The sequence below is a fragment of the Labrys sp. F242 genome (assembly GCF_057813875.1).
This window is the reverse complement of the sequence record NZ_JBVASG010000001.1, coordinates 34,422-50,158: the sequence shown is the minus strand read 5'-3', so window position 1 is coordinate 50,158 and position 15,737 is coordinate 34,422. Positions and strand designations below refer to the sequence as shown.

The following is a 15,737-nucleotide window of genomic DNA, read 5'->3' as shown; positions in this document are numbered from 1 at the left end:
CCCCTCGTGTTGACAGAGCGCATCGAGGAAGACGATGACCGCCGGGCGCGCGAGCGCCTGTGCGCGGCTACGCGCCTCGTACGCCCTGTCGACACGCTGATACGCCTGGTCGCAGCGCCCGACGGCACCCTGACCCCGGATCTCAAACGCGTCCTGCCTGGACGCGGGGTCTGGGTCACCGCCAACAGGGCCAGCGTGCAGGAAGCCATGCGCAAGCGGGCCTTCGCCCGCCTGCTCAAACGACCGGTCGAAGTGCCGGCCGATCTGCCAGGCATCATCGAGCGGCTGTTGCGGAAGGCGGCGCTCGACATGCTAAGCTTCGCCAATAAGGCCGGACTCGTCCTCTCCGGCTTCGCCAAAGTAATGAATGCAATCGAATCCGAACGCGTTTCACGGCGCCTCGTGGCCCTGATTCAAGCGCGTGATGGGGCCGAAGATGGCGGCCGCAAGCTTGCACAAGCCGTCAAACGGGCCTATTGGGATAAAAATGCACCTAACTTCATTACGATTTTCGATTCTGCCCATTTGGATTTGGCATTAGGGCGGACAAATGTGATACATGCTGCGCTCTGCGCGGGCCCGGCGGTTACCGGTTTCCTGGATCGCGTTGCAGCGCTTGCTTTCTGGCAGGATGGCGGACTGGCCTCGGCTGAGCCACGTCCATCCTCCGAAGCCCCGCTGCAGGCGGACGACGAACCCTCAACGCAAGATGCCGCCCCGTCGCGAGACGGCGACGACGTCAGCTGAACTATCGAATGAAACGGGGCGACCCGCAGGATTTGGCACGGAATGACTGATACGAAAAACCCGGGCGATACGCTGACTGTTACGCCCACCAAGACGCTGACGCTGAAGCGGCCCTCGAGCGCGCCGGATACGGTTCGCCAGAGCTTTTCGCATGGCCGCTCGAAGACTGTCGTCGTCGAGACGGTGAAGCGCCGTCCGTCAGGCCCCGTTACTCCGCCTGCCGCGCCGCCGCCTGCTGCGCCGCCACCGCGGCCGGTGCCTCCTCCGGCAGCAGCAGCGCCCCAGCCGGCTCTGCCCCCCCGGGCCGCCGAACCGGCGCCCGCGCCGCGCCCGGTGGAAGCGCCCAAGGCTCCCGCGCCCGCGCCCGTTCAGCCGGCACCCGTTCAGCCTGCGCCGGTCGTTGCCGAGAAGCCAGCCGCTCCGGCGGCTGCCGCTCCTGCACAGGCACCCGCTCCCGCACCGCAGGTGGAAACACCGGCGCCGCGCCCCGCAGCCCCGGCTCCGGCTGCAGCGGCACCGGCGGCTCCCCGCCCCGCGGCTCCAGCCGCGGCCGCTCCCGTGGCCCCACGTCAGGCTACTCAGACGCAGGGACGTCCAGGCGCACCTCAGCAGGGTGGACGCCCCGGACAGTCGCCGTCCGGTCGCCCCCAGGGCCAGCGCCCGGGCCGGCCCGGCGCCGGCATGGTTCTGCGCACGCTGTCGAACGAGGAAATGGACGCCCGCACGCGTGTGCTGGCCGAAGCCCGTGTCCGCGAAGCCGAGGAGCGCAAGCGCGCGGCCGAGGAAGCCGTGCGCCGCGCGGCCGAGGAAGTCCGCCGCGAGGAAGAGCGCAAGGCGGCCGAAATCCGCAAGCGCGAAGAAGATGAGCGTCATCGCCGCGAGGAAGAAACCCGCCGCCATGGCGAGGCCGAGGCACGCCGCCATTTGGGCGAAGCCGCGCCTGCGCCCCGCGAGGGGGCTGCACCGGCTCGGCCGGGTGGCTATGGCGACCGGCGCGAAGGTCCCGGCGATCGGCGGCCGCCCCGCGAAGGCGGCAGTTCCTTTGGCGATCGGCGTCCGCGTGAAGGCGGTGCCGGGCCAGCAGGTGAACGCCGTGGTCCGCCGCGTGAAGGCGGTGCCGGCCTCGGTGACCGTCGTGGTCCGCCGCGTGAGGGTGGTGCCGGCTTTGGCGAACGCCGTGGCCCGCCGCGCGAAGGCGGTACCGGCTTTGGCGACCGTCGCGGCCCGCCGCGCGAAGGTGGTTCCAGCTTTGGCGACCGTCGTCCCGGCGGTGGTGGCTTCGGGGCCAATCGCGGTGCTTCCGCCTTTGCTCCGTCCGAACCGGCAATCACGCCGCCCGCGGGCCGCAATGTCGGTGGTCCGCCGCGCGCTCGTGCCGTGGTCGAAGACGATGATGGCGCTCGTGGCGTACGTCGTGGTCCCGGCGGTCCCGGTCGTGCCGGCGCCGCTCCCCCTCGCCGTGAGGCTACACCGCGCACGACCGAGCAGAAGGGTCGCGGCCGACTGACCGTGACCAGCGCCACGGGTGAACAGGACGAGCGTACGCGCTCCGTCGCCTCCTTCCGTCGCCGTACCCAGCGCATGACCGGCCATCGCCATGTCGAGGCCAAGGAAAAGATCATGCGCGAAGTGGTGATTCCGGAAGCGATCACCATCCAGGAACTCGCCAACCGCATGTCGGAACGCGCGGTCGACGTCATTCGCCTGCTGATGAAGCAGGGCGAGATGAAGAAGATCAACGACGTCATCGACGCCGATACGGCGCAGTTGATCGTCGAGGAGCTCGGCCATACGGCCAAGCGCGTGTCGGAAGCCGACGTCGAGGAGGGCCTGTTCGATACGGCCGACATCGACGATCATCTGGAGTCGCGCCCGCCGGTCGTGACCATCATGGGCCATGTCGACCACGGCAAGACTTCGCTGCTCGACGCGATCCGCTCCGCCAATGTCGTCTCCGGCGAAGCCGGCGGCATCACCCAGCATATCGGCGCCTATCAGGTGACCTCGCCGCTCGGCGGCAAGATCACCTTCATCGATACGCCCGGCCACGCCGCCTTCACGGCCATGCGTGCCCGCGGCGCCAAGGTGACGGATATCGTGGTGCTGGTGGTCGCGGCCGATGATGGCGTCATGCCGCAGACGGTGGAAGCCATCAATCACGCGACGGCGGCGAAAGTGCCGCTGATCGTGGCGATCAACAAGATCGACAAGCCCGACGCCAAGCCGGAACGCGTGCGCACCGAACTGCTGCAGCACAACATCCAGGTGGAATCGATGGGCGGTGAGACCATCGAGGTGGATGTTTCGGCCAAGCAGCGCACCAATCTCGACAAGCTGCTGGAGATGATCCAGCTGCAGGCCGAAATTCTCAACCTGCAAGCCAATCCGGATCGTCCGGCCGAGGGCTCCGTCATCGAAGCCAAGCTCGATCGTGGCCGGGGCCCGGTTGCGACGGTGCTGGTGCAGCGCGGCACGCTCAAGGTCGGTGACATCGTGGTCGCCGGTGCCGAGTGGGGCCGCGTGCGTGCCCTGGTCAACGATCTCGGCGCCACCATCCCCCAGGCCGGCCCGTCCCTGCCGGTCGAGGTGCTCGGCTTCAACGGAACGCCGGAAGCCGGTGACCGTGTTGCCGTGGTCGAGAGCGAAGCCCGTGCTCGCGAAATCACCGAGTACCGTACGCGTCAGAAGCGCGAGAACACCGCTGCGCGCCTGAGCACAGGCCGCGGCACGCTCGCCGACATGATGGCGGCGGTGAAGGCCGGCTCGGGTGCCCGCGAACTGCCGCTGGTCGTCAAGGCCGACGTGCAGGGTTCGTTGGAAGCCATCATCGGTGCCCTCGACAAGGTGGGTAACGATGAGGTCAAGGCCCGCGTCATCCATTCGGGTGTCGGTGGCATCACCGAATCCGACATCGGTCTGGCGGAAGCCTCCGGTGCCGCTGTGATCGGCTTCAACGTCCGCGCCCACAAGGAAGCCCGCGAGGCTTCCGAGCGGACGGGTACCGAGATCCGCTACTACAACATCATCTACAACCTCGTGGATGACGTGAAGGGCGTGCTCTCCGGCCTGCTGGCTCCGACGCTGCGCGAAGAGTTCCTCGGCAATGCCCAGATCCTCGAGGTGTTCAACATCACGAAGGTCGGCAAGGTTGCGGGCTGCCGCGTCACCGACGGCCACGTCGAGCGCGGTGCCAATGTCCGCCTCATCCGCGACAACGTCGTCATCCACGAAGGCAAGCTCTCCACGCTCAAGCGCTTCAAGGACGAGGTCAAGGAAGTCCAGGTCGGCCAGGAATGCGGCATGGCCTTCGAGAACTACCAGGACATGCGCGCCGGCGACGTCATCGAGTGCTACCGCGTCGAGGAAATCAAGCGTACGCTCTGATCGATCTCGGCAGAAAATCACGCAATGGCCGGGGGAACCCGGCCATTGCTGTTTTTGGAGCGCGGACATCCTGTCCGCTCTTCTGTCATATAAGGGAAAGAGCGGACAGGATGTCCGCGCTCCGAGAAAGCCATGCCCCGTCTTACCCCCTCCTCCTCCAAGGCCCCCACGCAGCGGCAGTTGCGCGTCGCCGAGCTGATCCGCCACGCCCTCGCCGAGATCCTACAGCGCGGCGAGATCGTGGATCCCGTGCTCGAAGGCAAGGTCATCACCGTGCCTGAGGTCAGGATGTCACCCGATCTCAAGGTCGCCACCGTCTATGTGATGCCGCTGGGCGGCGGGGATGGCGAGGCTGTGATCAAGGCCCTCGCGTCCCATGCCAAATATCTGCGCGGCCTGATCGCCCGGCGGGTGACCATGAAATACGCGCCCAATTTCCGCTTCCTGATCGATACGACCTTCGATTACGCCTCCAAGGTCGACACCCTTCTGCGCCAGCCGCAAGTCAGCCGCGATCTCGAGCAAAGGCTGCCCGGCCAGGAGGAGGACGAGGCATGAACGCGCCCCGTTCAACCCGTGTCGAGGTCAATGGCTGGATCATCCTCGACAAGCCCGTCGGCATGACCTCGACCCAGGGCGTCGCCGTGGTCAAGCGCGTGTTCAACGCCAAGAAGGCGGGCCATGCCGGCACGCTCGATCCCCTGGCCTCCGGTATCCTGCCCATCGCCCTCGGTGAAGCCACCAAGACGGTCCCCTATGTCATGGACGGCCGCAAGGTCTATCGCTTCACCGTCACCTGGGGAGTGGAGACCAACACCGACGACACCGAAGGCGGCCCGGTGGCGACCTCCGACCTCAGGCCTGAAAAAGCAGAGATCGAAGCCTTGCTGCCCCGCTACACCGGCGTGATCAGCCAGGTCCCCCCGCGTTTTTCCGCCATCAAGGTGGATGGCGAGCGCGCCTACGACCTTGCGCGTGACGGCGAGGAGGTTGAGCTCGAGGCCCGCAATATCGAGGTTCATGCCCTGCGCATCGTCGAATTTACCGGCGAGACCACCACTTTCGAGGCCGAATGTGGCAAGGGCACCTATGTCAGGGCGCTGGCGCGCGACCTCGGCCGCGACCTCGGCTGCTACGGACATGTCACCGCTTTGCGCCGGGCCATGGTCGGTACCTTCGATGAGCAGGATGCGGTTACGCCCGACGAATTGCGCGCCATGAAGGAAGGCACGCCGGACCTGCCCCCGCTGGCGGAAGCCCTGCTGCCGGTGGAAACCGCCCTCGAGGCCCTGCCGACCCTGATGGTTTCCCAGCACGACGCCAGCCGCCTTGCCCGCGGCCAGGGCGTGATCCTGCGAGGCCGCGACGCGCCGGTCTTCGAAGGCGTGGCGGCAGTGATGTCCGGCGGAACGCTGGTGGCGCTCGCCGAACTCGAGCGCGGCGAATTGCTGCCCAAGCGCATCTTCAGACTATAGAGAGCGTCGTGCCAAAAGGCGGACACCGGTTTTTGCCAAAACGAAGCGGCAACAGCTCCTTGCAGCATCGGACCTGATTCCTGAATCGAGTCCGGTGCTGTTGCGTCTTGCGGGCCGGTGACCTCGCCGTCCCGGCAGCAGGGGGTCGGCTCATTTGCGATAGACAGAGGGATTTCAGGCTTCCTGAAACCACTCCGCTCTTCGCAAGGGCAAGATCGACGGCCCGTGGATGCGCCGGGTCGCCACGGTCTGGAACACGTTGATGCCGCCACGCTGGAAGCTGATGCAGCACATCGACAGGTAGAGCAGCCATAGCCTCGTGCGTTCCCAGCCGACCATGGCGCTGGCCTTCTCCCGGTTCGCCCAGAGATTGTCGACCCAGTGCTTGAGGGTCAGGTGAAAATGCATGCGCATCGGCTCGATATCATGGATCTCGAAGCCATGCCGCTCCAGATTGGTCGCGGTCATGCCGATATGGTCCATCTCGCCCCCCGGGAAAATATAGCGACGGATGACTCTCATATAGGCCGTTTCCCGGCCGAACTTGGACATGTCGAACAAGGCACGCCGAACACTGGCCTGGTGGAGATAGCGGCCGTCGGGCGTCATCAGTTCACGCATGTGGATGAAGTGGCGGTCGTGATTCTTCAGCCCCACATGCTCGAACATCTCGATCTGCGCGACCGCATCGAACTGCCCCGATGGCTCGATGGTGCGATAATCGCGCAATTCCACCTCGACCTGGTCTCCCAGCCCCTCCCGTTCGATTTTCGCGCGGCAGAATTCCAGCTGGCGCTGCGCCAGGGTCACGCCATAGGCCGTGACGCCGTAATGCCGGGCAGCGTGGCAGACCAGCCCGCCCCAGCCGCAACCGATGTCGAGCAATCGGTCACCGGGTTTCAACTGAAGCTTCTGGCAGATGCGGTCGAGCTTGGTCTGCTGGGCATCTTCAAGCGAGGATTCCGGACTCGGGAAATAAGCCGCCGAATAGACCATCTCCGGATCCAGGAACAATTGATAGAACTCGTTCGAGACGTCGTAATGGAACTGGATCAGCTCCTTGTCGTCCCGCCCCTTGGCATAGCGCATCGGGATCGAGCCATCAAAGCTGGGCAGCGGGGCTGCCTTGGCCATCCGGCCAAAGAGGAATGGCGTGGCAAACCCCAACAGCTTCATTTTGGGAAATGACCGACCTGTGGCGAGTGCCTTGCTGTGATTCCAGCGGTCTGCCGCCTGCAGAGGACTTCCACCGACAATATCGACTTCCTGTTCAGCGTATAGCTCGAACAACGTCATCAGCCTCGGGCGCGTCAACATCCTGCGTATCGCTTCGGGGGAGCGCAGCACAAAGCGGATGTCGTCTCTGGCATGAGGCCCGAGCGGCAGAACTTCGCCGTTCCACAATTCGAGACTGAGATCCGCCCCAAGCTTGTCGGCGACCTCCCCGACGAGCTTACGCGTAACTGCAAGACGCTTTTCTTCGAGATTCATGGGCGCCGCTTCATGGGTTGGGAGGCTTGCCTGCACTCGCCCCACCCGACGTGAAGGCAATGCAGCGACGCTTCCCGAATCGACCGGCTCGGGCAGACGTCTCTCCGTCACCTTTTTGACAGGTTTAATATTACCTGCAACCCATGGGTGCATCATGTCGCGGCCGCAACGGACAAGGACGATATGAGGCTACGGCGCTTGGCGTGATATCTACGCCTTCGAGGCCTTGCCGTCCTGCGTGGCCGCGACGCACCGGTCTTCGAAGGCGCGGCAGTGGTGATGTTAGGCGGCGCGCCGGGAGCGCTCGCCGAACGCGCGCGCGGCGAATTGCTGCCCAAGCGCATCTTCAGCACCGGCCCTCAGATCGACTTCGCATCGAGGCCTGGCAACTGGGCGATCGCACTTGCGAGAAACTCGATCAGCAGTCTGACGCGCGCAATGCCGGCACGCTCGGGCACGATCAGCATGTTCAAAGGCGTGGGCACCGGCACATAATCGGGCAGGATCGGCTCCAGCCGACCTTGCTCGAGGAGATCATCGACCAGCCAGACATGGGTCGGGCCGAAACCACGGCCGGCCGCGAAAGCTTCGCGCGCCGCAAGTCCGTGATCGACCTGCAGGCGTCCGCCAAAGGGCACGGCATGGCGGCTTCCGTCCGGCCCCTCGAGAACGAGCATCTCGCTGCCCGCGATGTTCGACATGCGTATGCCCTCAAGCCCGGCCAGGTCTTCCGGTGTCCGTGGCCGCCCATACCGGGCCAGAAAGTCAGGAGCTGCCACGAGAACCCGACGGCTGCGGCCCAGCGACCGCCTCTTCATGGAGCTCTCGTCGAGCGGCCCGAGCCGCAGTGACAGGTCGACGCCTTCCCGGACGAGATCGATACGTTCGTCGGTGAGGCTGAATTCGACTCTGATATCGGGATGGCGGTCCTGGAAGGCGAAGAGCAGGCGGGCGACATGCCGAACGCCGAGGGCGGCCGTGCAAGACAGGCGGACCGTGCCGGCATGCTCTCCCTGCCCCTGTCGAGCCTCGTCGCCGGCCTGTTCGACGAGGCGCAGGATCTGGACGGCATGGGCATAATAACGGCTGCCTTCCTCGGTGAGCGAGACGCGCCGGGTCGTACGGCTGAGAAGAGCCACGCCCAGCGCATCCTCGAGCTCGCTCAGGTGCCGCGTGACACTTGACTGGCCGATATTCAGCTCGCGTGCGACCGCAGAAAAATTTCCGCGCTCGGCGACGCGAACAAAGCTGCGAATGCGTTCCAAAGTGACGTCTGATTTATCCATAAATCGGCATAGTACTATGCATTCTCCAGGTATAGCGGATTATATGGACCTTCCCTAGCTTTGAGGAATGATTTCTCATTCCCGGAAACACCCATGAAAGTCCTGCTCGTCTTCGCGCATCCCGAACCCCGCTCGCTCAATGCAAGGCTTCGCGACGTTGCCATCGCCGAACTCGAGGCTCAGGGCCACGAAGTTCGTCTGTCCGATCTCTATGCCGACAAATGGAAATCCGAAGTCGACCAGGCCGATTTTCCGGCACTGGAAGCCGAAGCCAGACTGATACCGGTGCATGCCTCCAAGAAAGCCTTCGAGGCCGGCACGCTAACCGACGACGTCAAAGCCGAGATCGAGAAACTGCTATGGGCCGATGTCCTCATCCTGCAGTTTCCGCTCTGGTGGTTCACCATGCCGGCCATCCTCAAGGGCTGGGTCGACCGCGTCTTCGCCTATGGTTTCGCCTATGGCGTCGGGGAACATAGCGACCAGCGCTGGGGGGATCGCTATGGCGAGGGAACCCTGGCCGGCAAGCGCGCGATGCTCATCGTGACGGCCGGCGGCTGGGAAGAACATTATACGCCGCGCGGGATCAATGGCCCGATCGACGACCTGCTGTTCCCGATCCATCACGGCATTCTCTATTATCCCGGCTACGACGTACTGCCGCCCTTCGTGGCCTATCGAGCCGATGGCCTCAAGGAAGCGGGTTTCGAGCCGCTGGCCGAGCGCCTGCGCGACAGAATGCGAACGCTGCCATCCGCGTCGCCCATTCCCTATCGCCGCCAGAATGCCGGCGACTACCTGATCCCGACCATGCAACTGCGAGCCGGGCTCGCAACGTCGGGCGAAACGGGCTTCTCGCTGCATCGGCGCGCGCCCGCCGATTGAGCCTGCCGGCCCGGATGGCCGTCACAACCTGGTTTCGCCTTCGTCCTCGCGCAGGGCCCGGTCCTCCATCTGAATGGTGACATGGCCGATGCCGAATTCGTGGCCGACAAGCTGGCGGGCTGCGACCAGAACCTCGCGCGCTTGGGTCATGTCGGCCAGCACCAGATGGCCACTCATGGCATCGAGCCCCGAGGTTATCGTCCACACATGCAGGTCATGCACGGCGACCACGCCGGGAATTTCGCCCAGCTTCTTCTCGAGCAGGGAGAGATCGACGGTAGGTGGCGTGCCTTCCATAAGAATATGCACCGCCTGCTTCAGCAGGATCCAAGTGCGCGGCACGATGAACAGGCCGATCCCCGCGCCGATGATGGGATCGACCAGCGTCCAGCCCGTCAGCATCACCACGAGGGCGGCGAGGATGACGCCGAGGGAGCCGAGCATGTCGGACAGGACCTCGAAATAGGCCCCCTTGACGTTGATGCTCTCGGAAGAGCCCCCGGACAGGAGCTTCATGCTGATCAGATTGACCACCAGTCCCGCCATGGCCACTGCCAGCATCGGGGCCCCGAGGATTTCGGGCGGATTGAGGAAGCGCTCATAGGCTTCATAGAGGATGTAGACGGTGAGCAGCAGCAGCACGACGGCGTTGGTCAGCGCCGACAGGACCTCCATGCGGACATAGCCATAGGTCTTCTGAGGCGTGGCCGGCCGTTCGGCGAAACGGATGGCGATCAAGGCCAAAGCGAGGCCTCCGGCATCCGTTAGCATATGCGCGGCATCCGCCAGCAGAGCGAGGCTGCCTGTCCACAAGCCACCGATGACCTCCGCCGCCATGAAGGCCGAGGTCAAGGCAAGGGCGGCCAGCAGACTGCCCTTGTGACGGCCCGCTGCCGTCTCCCCGCGCGAGGCCACCCCGTGCGCATGCCCGTGTCCCATCCATGCCCTCTTGCAATTGCCGCACAACGCAAGCCGCGATGCAGGGGAAACATAACTCCTCTAGCCGCTAGAGGAGCAAGACACAAAGGCGATGGGTGGGGCGAATATGCGCCAAACCGTCCAGAATGAAGTGCGTGATCCGTTCAAATCACACAGCGCTTTTGCCGACTCAGTGCTTGCTGGCTTTCCGCTTGGCTGCAGGAGTAGCCTTCCGCTCGGGCTCGGGCTCGCCTTTCGCGTTCAGTTCGTGCACGTCATAGAAGCGGGAGGTCAGCGTCGATTTTGCTTCCTCGCCGACGATGAATTTCTTGGCCATCTCCCAGTGGCGAAGATCGCTGCCTTCCGGACACCCTTCGCGCAGCCAGATCTCATAGGCCTTCATTCGAATGCGCTGTTCGGTCGTATGTGGCATCGCTGCGCTCCCTCGTCGCGTTTAACGGAGCGGCCGACGCAGAGGCGCGTGGCGGGCATTGCCGATCAGACATATCACGGCATCCGCCCGCCCCGCATTGCCCGGCCGCTGCGGGGAAAACGCAGGGCGGGCCGGCTGGTTCCCGACAAGCGAGGTTTCTGGGCCCAAGGCCTGGCACGAAATTGGCGTGCCGATCTGAAGATCGGTACAGCGTGTTTCGATCTATCCCGCGTCAGACCTCCCCACCCTTGGCAAGGAAATCTTCGGCGCTCAGCACGATCTTCGAGTCCTGCGCGCCCACCAGCTTCTCGTCCTTGTCGGGATAGGGCAGGCCCGCCAGCACGCTGCGGATTGCGGCAAGGCGCGTGCGCAGCTTGTCATTGGCCTTGACGATGGTCCAGGGGGTGTCGACCGTGTCGGTCGCTTCCAGCATGCGGTCATAGGCCTGCGAATAGGCTTCCCATTTGCCTACCGCCTGATGATCGATCGGCGAGAGCTTCCACTGCTTGAGGGGGTCCGCATAGCGCGCATGCAGGCGCTTGAGCTGCATGGCCTGGCCGATGGTCAGGAAGAGCTTGAACAGGCGGATGCCGTCGCGCACCAGCATCGCCTCGAATTGGGGCGCCTCGTGCAGGAACTTGTCGGTCTGCTCCGGTGTGCAGAACCCCATCACCGGCTCGACCCCACCGCGATTGTACCAGGAGCGGTCGAAGATCGCGATCTCGCCCTTGGTCGGCAATTGGCTGACATAGCGCTGGAAATACCATTGCCCCTGCTCGGTGGGCGTCGGTTTCGACAGCGCGACCACGCGGGCATCGCGCGGGCTCAGATGCTGGGTGAAGCGGTGGATGGCGCCGCCCTTGCCTGCGGCGTCGCGCCCCTCGAAGATCACGACCACGCGCTCGCCCTGCGCCTTCGCCCAGGTCTGCGCCTTGAGGAGCTCGATCTGCAGCGCGCGCAGGTCCCGCTCATAGGTCTTGGATTTCAGCTTTTCCTTATGCGGGTAATTGCCCGAACGGAAGGCCGCGTCGTCGATCTCCGGGGGCAGGTCGAGATCATCGAGACGAAACCCGGCGATCGCCTTCATGAGCGCTTCGTCCGCCTGCTTGCCCGCCTTCTTTGTCATGGAACCTCTCCAAATCCGCACGATCGTCGTGAAACTGTCATCGCTCTGTCTACATTGCCAGCATGAACGATTTCCACAATGCCCAGAGCAAAGCGCGTTCTAGTAGAAACACCCTTTTGCTCTGGCTCTCTGGTTGGACGCGTCTTTGCGATTCGAGATGAGTCCGTCAATTCGCAAAACGCCTTGGATGGAAAGCCGCAATGTCGATGGTGATGGAACGCTCCTGGCTCTTGACGAAATTGGCCTGGAGCGGTGTAGCTGGTCCGGTGGGCTCGAACCGAAACATCCTGAACCGCATCTGGGGCCGCCGCTGGCTGGTGCTCTCGATCGCGCTGCTGCTGACCGCCCTGGTGCTGTGGGACGGCGCCAATCCCTGGCATGGTCTGCTCATCTTCGCCATGATCGTCGCGGCCACGGGTACCCTTCCCTCGACCGGCGGACATGACGGCAGCATCAGGCCCCCTCTGCCCGAAAGCGGCGGCAAGCCCTCCTTCGACGATCTGGTGATGGCCATCCCGGACCCGGTGATTGTGCTCGATTCGGAGCTTGCGGTTCGCTACTTCAATCGCCGCGCCCGTGACATCGTCCCCAATCTGCGTATTTCCGAAGCCCTGACCTATGCGCTGCGCGTGCCGGAATTGGTCGATGCCATCCGCTCGGCCCTCGACACCGGGGCCAGCCGGCAGATCGAATATTCCGAGCGCGTGCCGATCGATCGTGTCGTCGAGGCGCAGATCTCCACCATTGCGGGCGAGAGCGGGCGCACCGCCTTCGTGGTGATCGTGCTGCGCGACGTCACCCAACGCCACCGCGTCGAGCAGATGCGGGTGGATTTCGTCGCCAATGCCAGCCATGAACTGCGCACGCCGCTGGCTTCCCTGCTCGGCTTTGTCGAAACCCTGCAGGGCCCGGCGCGCAACGACGTCGCCGCGCGCGAAAAATTCCTCGACATCATGCGTTCCCAGGCCAATCGCATGTCCCGGCTGATCGACGATCTCCTGTCGCTCTCGCGCATCGAACTCAATGCCCATGTCCAGCCCGACAAACCGGTCGAACTCAGCGCCGTGGTCGGCCATGTCGCCGACACGCTCGGTCCCCTCGCCCAGGACCGGGGCGTCACGCTCAGCCTCGACAGGCGCATCCCGACGCTGGAGGTTCGCGGCGAGCGGGACGAGTTGATCCGCGTCTTCGAGAATCTAGTCGAGAACGCCATCAAATATGGCGCGTCCGGCGGCAAGGTCGAAATTGTCATCGATTCGCTGCCCAAGACGCAGGGCAAGGGCCGCGAGGCCGTGGTGACGGTGCGCGACTACGGTCCGGGCATCGAGGCCGAACATGTGCCGCGCCTGACCGAGCGCTTCTACCGGGTGGATGCGGCCAAATCCCGCGAGAAGGGCGGCACCGGCCTCGGCCTTGCCATCGTCAAGCACATCGTGGCACGCCATCGCGGCCGGCTCGGAATCGAAAGCGCGCCCGGGGAAGGCAGCACTTTCTCGGTCCGGATCGATCAGATCGGCTGAGAAGACGCGTCTATATGATGCCGCCGGTGTTTCCGGGACTTTTTACAATTGCGTCGCGTCCTTTTTGGCCACATCGCAACATTTCCCCTATCATATTGAAATACAACAATTATAAATGTCATAAAACGATAGTCGAACTGTCATAGAACCGTTGCTGCCGGCTTTTAGGAGTCGCGACGTAGACAGGATTGCCGACCGGTGAACGGTCGCCGTGCCCTGTCCAGAGAACAACGGAGATAGACCGTGAAGCTTTCCTTTCTTGCGCTCGCCGCTTCAGTAGCCCTGTCGAGCACGATCGCTGCCACTGCTGCCTATGCCGCCGACATCACCGGCGCCGGCGGCACCTTCCCCGCCCCCGTCTACAATGCCTGGGGCAGCGATTTCAAAGCCAAGACCGGCACCGCGCTGAACTATCAGGCGATCGGTTCGGGCGGCGGCCAGACCCAGATCACCAACCGCACCGTCGATTTCGGCGCTTCCGACGCCCCGATGGCCACCGACAAGCTGGCTGCCGCCAAGCTGCTGCAGTTCCCGACCGTGATCGGCGCCATCGTTCCGATCGTGAACATCGAAGGTGTTTCCACCGACCAGCTCACGCTGACCGGCCCGATCATTGCCGACATCTACCAGGGCAAGATCACCAAGTGGAACGATCCGAAGATCGCCGAGCTCAACAAGGATGTGAAACTCCCCGATCTCGACATCGCCCCGGTCTACCGCGCCGACGGCTCGGGCACGACCTATGTGTTCACGTCCTACCTTTCTGCCGTGAGCCCCGACTGGAAGAGCGGCATCGGCGCCGCCACCTCGGTGCAGTGGTCGGCCGGCTCGGGCGCCAAGGGCAATGACGGCGTCGCTGGTGCGGTGAAGAACACCCAGGGCGCCATCGGCTATGTCGAATATGTCTATGCCGCCAACAACAAGCTGACCACCACGCAGCTCCAGAACAAGGACGGCAAGGTCATCAAGCCGACCGTTCCGGCGTTCCAGGCCGCCGCCTCCAAGGCCGACTGGAAGGGTGCCAAGGACTTCGCCGTCTCCATGATCGATGTCGGTGGAGAGACCTCCTGGCCGATCGTCTCCACCACCTTCATCCTGTTGCCGAAGGATCCCAAGGACGCCAAGCAGTCCGCCGAAGTCCTGAAGTTCTTCGACTGGGCCTACAAGGATGGCTCCGCCACCGCCGAAAAGCTCCACTACATCCCGCTGCCCAAGGACGTCATCGACACCGTTCGCACGGCCTGGAAGAGCGAAGTGAAGGCTGCCGACGGCAAGGCTGTCTACGAATAAGTTGAACGCGACCCGGCGCAACCTTGCGCCGGGTCGTCTTCCCAAAAGCGTTTTGCGATTTGGCGGAATCGCCAGGAAGCACAAAGACGCGTCGAACCAAAGAATCGGAGCAAACCAGCGTTTTCGTCTAAACGCGGTTTGCTCCCGTCGAAACACAGGCCGGAATATCGCCATGAGCGCCATAGCCGACTCCTCGCTGGACGCATCCAACTCGGCTGCAAAGGTCGCGCAGGGTTCTCCCTCGCCCGGCGCCAAGACGGTTCCTGGCGCCAACCTGGATCCCATCTTCAAGGCCGCCCTCTATGGTTGCGGCTCTCTCGTGCTTATCCTGCTCTGCTCGATCGTCGTGCTGCTGTTCTATGGCGGCTGGCCGGCGCTGGCCCATTTCGGGCCGAGCTTCTACTGGTCAACCGCCTGGAACCCCGTCACCGAGAAATTCGGCGCCGGGGTGATGATCTACGGCACGCTGTTCACCGGCCTGCTGGCGCTGATCATCGCCCTGCCGATGTCCTTCGGCATCGCCTTCTTCCTGACCGAGATCGCGCCGCAGAGCGTGCGGCGGCCGATCGGCATTGCCATCCAGCTCCTGGCGGCCGTGCCCTCGATCATCTTCGGCATGTGGGGCTCTCTGATCGTGGCGCCGATCCTGGCCCAGACGATCTATCCGCCGATCATCTCCGTCCTCTCGCATGTGCCGGTGCTCGGCTATCTGTTCAAGGGCCCCACCAACGGCGCCGGCATGCTGACCGCCGGCATCATCCTGGCGCTGATGATCATTCCCTTCATCACCGCGATGTTCGTCGAGATCCTCGAAGCCGTGCCCGCCATGCTGAAGGAATCGGCCTATGGCGTCGGCGCCACCACCTATGAGGTCTTCCGCAACGTCTCGGTGCCCTATGGCCGGACCGCGCTCGTCGGTGCCGTGATGCTCGGCTTCGGCCGTGCCCTCGGCGAGACCATGGCCGTGACCTTCGTCATCGGCAACGCCAACCGCATATCGGCATCGCTGTTCTCCTCGGGGGCGACCATCGCCTCCACCATCGCCAACGAATTTCCCGACGCGCCTGCCGGCTCGCTGCGCAGCCAGTCGCTGCTGGAGCTCGGTTTCGTGCTCTTCGTGATTTCCTTCATCGTGCTTGCGATCTCCCGCATGCTCGTGCGCAGCAACGCCAAGTAAGGGAG

The 15,737-nt window shown here is 64.1% G+C and carries 13 protein-coding genes; 8 read left to right on the top strand and 5 right to left on the bottom strand.

Features of this window, described 5'->3' with window-relative positions; all coding sequences use genetic code 11:
• Window positions 1-6: 6 nt before the first annotated feature.
• The 4 genes from ACZYTC_RS00220 (at window position 7) to truB (ending at window position 5,606) form a co-directional block, all read left to right on the top strand.
• Window positions 7-747 carry an RNA-binding protein gene (locus tag ACZYTC_RS00220; RefSeq protein ID WP_441770140.1) on the top strand — a complete coding sequence of 247 codons (741 nt, stop codon included), beginning with the start codon at window positions 7-9 and terminating at the stop codon, window positions 745-747.
• A 42-nt stretch (window positions 748-789) separates the two neighbouring features.
• Window positions 790-4,131, top strand: coding sequence for a translation initiation factor IF-2 (gene infB / locus ACZYTC_RS00215; protein WP_441770139.1), 3,342 nt, complete (start codon window positions 790-792; stop codon window positions 4,129-4,131).
• Window positions 4,132-4,263: 132 nt separating this feature from the next.
• On the top strand, window positions 4,264-4,689 hold the full coding sequence (rbfA, locus tag ACZYTC_RS00210) for a 30S ribosome-binding factor RbfA (RefSeq protein WP_434958080.1): 426 nt from the start codon (window positions 4,264-4,266) through the stop codon (window positions 4,687-4,689).
• Entirely contained in the window at window positions 4,686-5,606 is a 921-nt protein-coding gene (truB, locus tag ACZYTC_RS00205; protein WP_434958081.1) for a tRNA pseudouridine(55) synthase TruB, read from the top strand. The genes rbfA and truB overlap by 4 nt, the downstream gene beginning before the upstream one ends.
• Before the next feature lie 174 nt (window positions 5,607-5,780).
• Here truB and ACZYTC_RS00200 read toward each other — a convergent pair whose 3' ends face one another.
• Window positions 5,781-7,097, bottom strand: a complete 1,317-nt coding sequence (locus ACZYTC_RS00200; RefSeq protein WP_441770138.1) for a class I SAM-dependent methyltransferase — start codon at window positions 7,095-7,097, stop codon at window positions 5,781-5,783.
• A gap of 359 nt (window positions 7,098-7,456) precedes the next feature.
• Window positions 7,457-8,383, bottom strand: a complete 927-nt coding sequence (locus ACZYTC_RS00195) for a LysR family transcriptional regulator (RefSeq protein WP_434958083.1) — start codon at window positions 8,381-8,383, stop codon at window positions 7,457-7,459.
• Window positions 8,384-8,476: 93 nt separating this feature from the next.
• Here ACZYTC_RS00195 and ACZYTC_RS00190 point away from each other — a divergent pair, with 93 nt between their 5' ends.
• Window positions 8,477-9,268 carry an NAD(P)H-dependent oxidoreductase gene (locus ACZYTC_RS00190; RefSeq protein WP_488988645.1) on the top strand — a complete coding sequence of 264 codons (792 nt, stop codon included), beginning with the start codon at window positions 8,477-8,479 and terminating at the stop codon, window positions 9,266-9,268.
• Between the two features lie 21 nt (window positions 9,269-9,289).
• Here the strand turns inward: ACZYTC_RS00190 and ACZYTC_RS00185 are convergent, their stop codons facing one another.
• The 3 genes from ACZYTC_RS00185 to ppk2 form a co-directional block, all read right to left on the bottom strand.
• Entirely contained in the window at window positions 9,290-10,207 is a 918-nt protein-coding gene (locus ACZYTC_RS00185; protein WP_441770137.1) for a cation diffusion facilitator family transporter, read from the bottom strand.
• A 169-nt stretch (window positions 10,208-10,376) separates the two neighbouring features.
• On the bottom strand, window positions 10,377-10,619 hold the full coding sequence (locus ACZYTC_RS00180) for a DUF2934 domain-containing protein (protein ID WP_441770136.1): 243 nt from the start codon (window positions 10,617-10,619) through the stop codon (window positions 10,377-10,379).
• Window positions 10,620-10,851: 232 nt separating this feature from the next.
• Entirely contained in the window at window positions 10,852-11,745 is an 894-nt protein-coding gene (gene ppk2 / locus ACZYTC_RS00175) for a polyphosphate kinase 2 (protein WP_434958087.1), read from the bottom strand.
• A gap of 200 nt (window positions 11,746-11,945) precedes the next feature.
• Between ppk2 and ACZYTC_RS00170 the strand changes: the two genes are divergently transcribed.
• The 3 genes from ACZYTC_RS00170 (at window position 11,946) to pstC (ending at window position 15,732) form a co-directional block, all read left to right on the top strand.
• Window positions 11,946-13,265: an ATP-binding protein gene (locus tag ACZYTC_RS00170; RefSeq protein WP_441770135.1), complete on the top strand. Its 1,320-nt coding sequence runs from the start codon at window positions 11,946-11,948 to the stop codon at window positions 13,263-13,265.
• A 243-nt stretch (window positions 13,266-13,508) separates the two neighbouring features.
• Window positions 13,509-14,555: a phosphate ABC transporter substrate-binding protein PstS gene (gene pstS, locus ACZYTC_RS00165; protein ID WP_434958089.1), complete on the top strand. Its 1,047-nt coding sequence runs from the start codon at window positions 13,509-13,511 to the stop codon at window positions 14,553-14,555.
• Window positions 14,556-14,727: 172 nt separating this feature from the next.
• Window positions 14,728-15,732 carry a phosphate ABC transporter permease subunit PstC gene (pstC, locus tag ACZYTC_RS00160; RefSeq protein WP_434958090.1) on the top strand — a complete coding sequence of 335 codons (1,005 nt, stop codon included), beginning with the start codon at window positions 14,728-14,730 and terminating at the stop codon, window positions 15,730-15,732.
• The last annotated feature ends 5 nt before the right edge of the window (window positions 15,733-15,737 follow it).

Coding starts and splice junctions, on each gene's coding strand:
- pstC (WP_434958090.1), top strand. CDS start 14,728: ATGAGCGCCATAGCCGACTCCTCGCTGGACGCATCCAACTCGGCTGCA.
- ACZYTC_RS00170 (WP_441770135.1), top strand. CDS start 11,946: ATGTCGATGGTGATGGAACGCTCCTGGCTCTTGACGAAATTGGCCTGG.
- ACZYTC_RS00190 (WP_488988645.1), top strand. CDS start 8,477: ATGAAAGTCCTGCTCGTCTTCGCGCATCCCGAACCCCGCTCGCTCAAT.
- ACZYTC_RS00180 (WP_441770136.1), bottom strand. CDS start 10,619: ATGCCACATACGACCGAACAGCGCATTCGAATGAAGGCCTATGAGATC.
- ACZYTC_RS00200 (WP_441770138.1), bottom strand. CDS start 7,097: ATGAATCTCGAAGAAAAGCGTCTTGCAGTTACGCGTAAGCTCGTCGGG.
- ACZYTC_RS00185 (WP_441770137.1), bottom strand. CDS start 10,207: ATGGGACACGGGCATGCGCACGGGGTGGCCTCGCGCGGGGAGACGGCA.
- infB (WP_441770139.1), top strand. CDS start 790: ATGACTGATACGAAAAACCCGGGCGATACGCTGACTGTTACGCCCACC.
- rbfA (WP_434958080.1), top strand. CDS start 4,264: ATGCCCCGTCTTACCCCCTCCTCCTCCAAGGCCCCCACGCAGCGGCAG.
- ppk2 (WP_434958087.1), bottom strand. CDS start 11,745: ATGACAAAGAAGGCGGGCAAGCAGGCGGACGAAGCGCTCATGAAGGCG.
- ACZYTC_RS00195 (WP_434958083.1), bottom strand. CDS start 8,383: ATGGATAAATCAGACGTCACTTTGGAACGCATTCGCAGCTTTGTTCGC.
- truB (WP_434958081.1), top strand. CDS start 4,686: ATGAACGCGCCCCGTTCAACCCGTGTCGAGGTCAATGGCTGGATCATC.